Annotated in this window: 7 protein-coding genes; 5 read left to right on the top strand and 2 right to left on the bottom strand. The window is 63.8% G+C overall.

The window, feature by feature from the left end:
• Together AC5RWX_RS29640 and pdhA are read right to left on the bottom strand one after the other, a co-directional pair.
• On the bottom strand, positions 1–670 hold a 670-nt coding region (locus AC5RWX_RS29640), incomplete at its 3' end, for an alpha-ketoacid dehydrogenase subunit beta (RefSeq protein WP_494099799.1).
• Positions 667–1,908, bottom strand: a complete 1,242-nt coding sequence (gene pdhA / locus AC5RWX_RS29645) for a pyruvate dehydrogenase (acetyl-transferring) E1 component subunit alpha (RefSeq protein ID WP_494099800.1) — start codon at positions 1,906–1,908, stop codon at positions 667–669. The genes pdhA and AC5RWX_RS29640, both read right to left, overlap by 4 nt.
• 301 nt (positions 1,909–2,209) lie before the next feature.
• Here pdhA and AC5RWX_RS29650 point away from each other — a divergent pair, with 301 nt between their 5' ends.
• The 5 genes from AC5RWX_RS29650 to AC5RWX_RS29670 all read left to right on the top strand — a co-directional run.
• Positions 2,210–2,653: a hypothetical protein gene (locus AC5RWX_RS29650; protein ID WP_494099801.1), complete on the top strand. Its 444-nt coding sequence runs from the start codon at positions 2,210–2,212 to the stop codon at positions 2,651–2,653.
• A complete protein-coding gene (locus tag AC5RWX_RS29655) occupies positions 2,650–2,961 on the top strand; it encodes a winged helix-turn-helix domain-containing protein (protein WP_494099802.1) in 312 nt (103 codons plus the stop codon). Before AC5RWX_RS29650 ends, AC5RWX_RS29655 begins: the two co-directional genes overlap by 4 nt.
• A gap of 292 nt (positions 2,962–3,253) precedes the next feature.
• The gene (locus AC5RWX_RS29660; protein WP_494099803.1) at positions 3,254–3,766 is read left to right on the top strand and encodes a DUF805 domain-containing protein; all 513 of its coding nucleotides are present in this window, start codon (positions 3,254–3,256) and stop codon (positions 3,764–3,766) included.
• Positions 3,767–3,966: 200 nt separating this feature from the next.
• Positions 3,967–4,578 (top strand): metalloregulator ArsR/SmtB family transcription factor, encoded by a 612-nt coding sequence (locus tag AC5RWX_RS29665; RefSeq protein ID WP_494099804.1) that lies wholly within the window; start codon positions 3,967–3,969, stop codon positions 4,576–4,578.
• Between the two features lie 502 nt (positions 4,579–5,080).
• Positions 5,081–5,308, top strand: a 228-nt coding sequence (locus AC5RWX_RS29670) for an Lrp/AsnC family transcriptional regulator (protein WP_494099805.1), incomplete at its 3' end; no start/stop codon positions are given.

The raw sequence follows: 5,308 nt of genomic DNA on the forward strand, positions 1-5,308 counted from the left end.
GCCGCAGCTCATCCAAATCCACCAGGTCCTTCGACCAGTAGAGCTTTTTCGGCTCCATAAACACCACGGGATCGTCGGAGTCGATGGCTTCGCGGAGCATCCGGTACCCGTCCGCGACCGTGGCCGGGGTGAACACCTTCAGGCCGGCGGTGTGGGCGTAGTAGGACTCGGAGGAGTCGCAGTGGTGCTCCACTCCCCCGATGCCGCCGCCGTAGGGAATGCGGATCACCAGCGGCAATTTCACAGCACCCTTGGTGCGGTTGTGCATCTTGGCCACGTGGCTGATGATCTGCTCGAACGCCGGGTAGGCGAACGCGTCGAACTGCATCTCGATCACCGGGCGCATCCCGTTGATGGCCATGCCCACGGCCATGCCCACAATGCCGGACTCGGCCAGCGGGGTGTCGAAGCAGCGCTGCTCCCCGAACGTCGCGGTGAGCCCGTCGGTGATGCGGAAGACCCCGCCCAGTGTCCCGACGTCCTCGCCGAACACCAGGACGGAAGAATCAGCGTGCATCGCGTCGGCCAGCGCCGTATTCAGCGCCTTTGCGAGGGTGACCGGCTGGGGCCCGGCGGCTTCGGCGGAGGCAGCGGCTGAGGCGGCTGCCCGGGCGGTGGCGGCGCTGACGTTGCCGTTCGCTTCGGATGATGTGGTGATGGTGGGGCTCATTTGCCGGCCTCCTGTGCATCGGGGTTCTGGGATGATGCGGCTGCTGCGTCGCGGGCGAGTTCGTCGGCTAGCAGGGCGGACTGTTCCATCAGCTGGGGCGTGGGTGCGGAGAACACGTGGCGGAAGAGCTCCTGCGGGTCCACCGGTACGTCCTCGCTGAGGCCGTCACGCAGCTGCGTGGCCACCGCTTCCGCCTTCTCGCGGATCCGCGCCTCGCCGTCGTCGTCCAATAGGCCACGGTCCGTCAGGTAGGTCCGCATCCGGTTCACCGGGTCCTTGGCCCGCCACTCCGCAACCTCAGCGCTCTCGCGGTAGCGGGTGTCGTCGTCGGCATTGGTGTGGGCCTGCATGCGGTAGGTGTTGGCCTCCACCAGCAGGGGGCCGGAGCCCTCCCTGGCCAGTTTCACGGCCCGGTCCAGGACGGCGAGGAGTGCCACCACGTCGTTGCCGTCCACGCGTTCGCCGGCCATGCCGTAGCCCACGGCCTTGTGGGCGAGCGACGGCGCCACGGACTGGTGTGCCAGCGGCACCGAGATGGCGTATTTGTTGTTCTGGACGAAGAAGATGACGGGCAGGTGGAAGACGGCGGCGAAGTTCAGGGCTTCGTGGAAGTCGCCTTCGCTGGTGGCGCCGTCGCCGCACATGGCCAGCACCACGGTGTCCTCGCCGCGGAGCTTGGCCGCGTGGGCCACTCCGACGGCGTGCAGCAGCTGCGTGGTCAGCGGGGTGCACTGGATCCCCACTTTGTGCTTGAGGGGATCGAAGCCGCCGTGCCAGTCGCCGCGGAAAATGGTCATCACCTGCACGGGATCAACGCCGCGGGTCATCACGGCCACGGCGTCGCGGTAGGTGGGGAACATCCAGTCACCCTCGGACAGGCACAGCGCGGCTGCCACCTGGCAGGCTTCCTGCCCATGGCTGGACGGGTAGACGGCCATGCGGCCCTGCCGGACGAGTGCGGAGTTCTGGTCGTTCACGCGGCGTCCGACGACGAGCTGCTCGTACGCCGCCAGCAGCTCCTCATCGCCGGGCAAAGGGTACTCGTGGCCGGGTTCGGTGCCCTGCTCACCTTCGGGCTTGAGCCGGCCGTCCGGGTCCACCATCTCGATTTGGTGCCGGGCGGGGAGCATGTAATCCTCGGCCGTGATGCCGAACTTCTTGGCAGCCTCAAGGAGCGCATCCTCGGCGGGCGCCTTGCTGGTGTGGTCCGGCGCGGTGTGGTTCGCGGAGATCGTCATCGTTCCGTCCTTCTGTTGCCACTATTACTCCCCAGTATCTGCCCGCAGGAGGTTTCGTATCCAGCTTCTTGATGAATCGTGGAGAAGCTGCATGATTCAACCCTTGTTCGGAGACAAATTGCCAGTGTGAGGCAGGTTACTGACAGGGGCCGTAGACAAATTGGCGACCAGGGATTCGGGACGACCTGCGATGCGTGGCATCAGTTGATCTTCCCCCTGACGTGCAAATTGAAAGTACTTGCCAGATTGGAAAGTACTTGCTTCAATGGCGTTATCCGCATTTTGTTGAGCAGGAGACACCATGAGCAATCACCCCACCCCTGAACAAGCCCGCGAGCAGCTGTCCGCGATCAAAGGGAGGACAATCGAAACATCCCGAGACCGTGCGGTGCATGCCGGGGCAACGGCCGCGTTCGGGGCGATCACGGCCTTCTACATGGCCAGCCAGAACATACTTGCCGACCAGTTCAGCCACACCGTGAAGACTGCGGCGTTTGCAGCCCTGTGGCTGCTCACGGTCTGGTGGATCGAACGGGTGGCACGGACCGTGCCGCGCCGGGCAAAGGTCTGGTCGCGCAGCGGGATCATGGCTTCCTTCGTGCTGACCCTGACAGTGGTGCTGCCGTGGCTGAACCACTCCGCCCAGAGCGCACCCAACACCTGGCCGATGGTGCTGGCCGGTGCAGCCGCAGCTGCCGCTCCCGCCCTGGTAGCCGCAGCTGTCATCCGCTGGGGGTCCAAGTGAGCACCCCCCAGGGCCAGCACGCCCGGCACCGGCTGGATGAACACATCCACGCCCCGGTGCGCCTGAGCCTCGTCGCCGCGCTGGCCCAGGTTGACGAGGCCGAATTCGCCCACGTGCGTGACATTATCGAGGTCTCCGACTCGATGCTCTCCAGGCAGGCCTCCCAGCTTGAGGCCGTAGGCTATGTGAAAATTCGCAAGGGTCACGTCGGCAAGCGCCCCCGCACCTGGCTCTCTCTTACGGCCGCCGGGCGCACCGCGTTCACCCACCATCTGGCGGCCCTGCGCACCATTGCCGAGGACCTTTAGGTCCTCCGTCCCCTCGGCAAGGAAGCTATCGGGAGTGGAGCCCATAACCACGGCCGCGGGCACAAAACCCTAGCGGCGGCTCGAGACCCAATTACCCCGGTTCCCCAACTGAGCACCAACCGGCAGCGCGCCAAATCACCCCGACACCGGTGAACCGCAGCGATCATCAGTCACGCAAGTCCGCTATCGCTTGGTGAAATTTGGCGTAAATCTCCCGCTGAGCAGGGCTTTCGTCGCCAACGGGCCGTACGATGAGCGCGTCGCTTCACTGTAAAACTAAATGGGGGAAACCTTGAGCCAGCCGCAATACCCGTCCCAGCAGCCTTATCCTTCGCAGCAGCCGAACGCTCAGCAGCAGCAATCCTGGCAGGGCGAGCCGCCGCTTTGGGCTCCCTACTACGGGGCGCCTTTCCCGGTCGCTGTCAAACGCTTCTTCAAAAAATACGCCACGTTCTCGGGCCGGGCCAGCCGCAGTGAATACTGGTGGTGGACACTCGTCGCTGTTGCAGTGAGCATCCTCCTCAACATCATCGTCGGTACGGGGTCAACTACCTCGAGCCTTACAGGCGCCACGACTGCCGGCCCGGGTGCCACTTTCGGCTACATTCTCCTCGCCATCTGGGGTTTAGCCACCCTGGTTCCGTCCTTGGCGCTGTCCGTTCGACGACTCCATGACGGCAATTTCAGCGGCTGGCTGCTGCTGCTCATCCTCGTGCCGTTCCTGGGCGCCCTGGCACTGCTTGTATTCATGATCCTGCCGTCCAATCCGGCCGGTCAGCGGTTCGACCAACCAGCCGCTCACTGAGACCAGCGACCTGCTGAAACTAGAAGGCCCTGCCAGCATCACGCCGGCAGGGCCTTTCGTTTGTCTGGTCGGAAGCTCGCCGCATAGAGAACGCTTCCTGTGGTTCACCCATAAGAACAGTGAAGATCTGGGCAATTTCCGGGGCCGGCGACCGAACGACGGAGGATAATGGCATGCAGGCCCTTTAGGGAGCAAAGCGCATGAGCAGTTACGACATTGGCATGGAGAGCCACCAGGCTGTGCCAGACGGAGTTCACGGCGGCGGCCCCGGACCGTCGATGTCTGCTGCCGCGGAGTTGTTCAAGGCCGTGGCCCATCCGGTCCGGGCGCAGATCCTGGAGTTACTCTCGCACGGTGAGTCAACTATCCCGGAGCTTTGCGAGGGCACGGGGGTGAAGGCTTCGCATCTGTCCCGGCACCTGGGCCAGATGCGCGGGCAGCACCTGATTCAGTGCCTGTGGTCCGGGGGCCACCTTGTCTATCGGCTGGCATTTCCGGAAGCGGCCGAACTGCTCGCCGCAGCCCGGTCCGTACTTCAGGCCCGGACGGCGGCTGCCGTCCATTCCCTCCACCGCACGCCGGAGGAACTGCCCTCGATGGGCCTCTGGGACTATCAGTTCCTGGCCCTGGAGGGATCACTGGTATCGCGATCGGTGATTGCGGAGGCATCCCAGGCGATAGCTGTACGCAGCGGCTGCACCCCGGAGGAAGCAGCAGGACGGCTCATCATGGCGGCTTGCAACCGCAACTGCACACTGCTGCAAGCCGCCCAAGACGAACTTCGGGGCGGGCAGGAACAACGCAACGTGTGACGCCGCAGGGCGTCCGGCGCATGCCGCTTGGCGGAAGAACTTTCATCGCAGATTTGCGTACGCCCTCATGGGTTCGTCCGTTTGGAAAACACCTTGACCTCTCCCTGCGAGTTGGAACACACTAGAGGACGGATTGACCAAAACGTCTGTCCTTAATGTTCGGAAGTCTTGTTCTCCGGTCATTACAGAGAGAAGGCTCCGCACCAGGTGGCAGGGATATCCTCTATGGGGGCTCCTGGTGCGGCGATGGAGGCGGAGGGGACAGCGTGGTCCCCTCCGCCTCTGAATCACTTTTCCCTCAGCCTTTCCTGCGGCTGACTGCGACTTCATCCGGTCGGCAGCTAACCGAGACGAAGTCCGCCGCACCAAGTCCTCGTACCCGCATTACTGACGCCGATACGTATTCAGGCTTGTCCGGTAATCGCGAAGACATGTTCAATTCCCTTTACACTGGGAGACGAATTGTAAGTGTGAACCGTATTACTGACAGGCCGTGGGGACATTGGCAACCAGGGACGCCGGGACGGAGCCCGTCCCGTTGGACGACATCGACCGCAGGATCATTTCTGAGCTGACCCGGGACGGCCGCATGTCCGTCACGCAGGTGGCGGAGAATGTCCATATTTCGCGGGCACACGCGTACACCCGCATCGCCAGGCTCACGGGTGAAGGTGTGTTGTCCAGGTTCACTGCGCTCGTGGACCCGATCAAGGCGGGTCTCCGATCCTCC

The organism is Arthrobacter sp. SPT-J7 (assembly GCF_059089965.1).

Bases quoted from the DNA above. Each gene is read 5' to 3' on its own strand.
- pdhA (WP_494099800.1), bottom strand. From the start codon at position 1,908: ATGACGATCTCCGCGAACCACACCGCGCCGGACCACACCAGCAAGGCG.
- AC5RWX_RS29650 (WP_494099801.1), top strand. From the start codon at position 2,210: ATGAGCAATCACCCCACCCCTGAACAAGCCCGCGAGCAGCTGTCCGCG.
- AC5RWX_RS29665 (WP_494099804.1), top strand. From the start codon at position 3,967: ATGAGCAGTTACGACATTGGCATGGAGAGCCACCAGGCTGTGCCAGAC.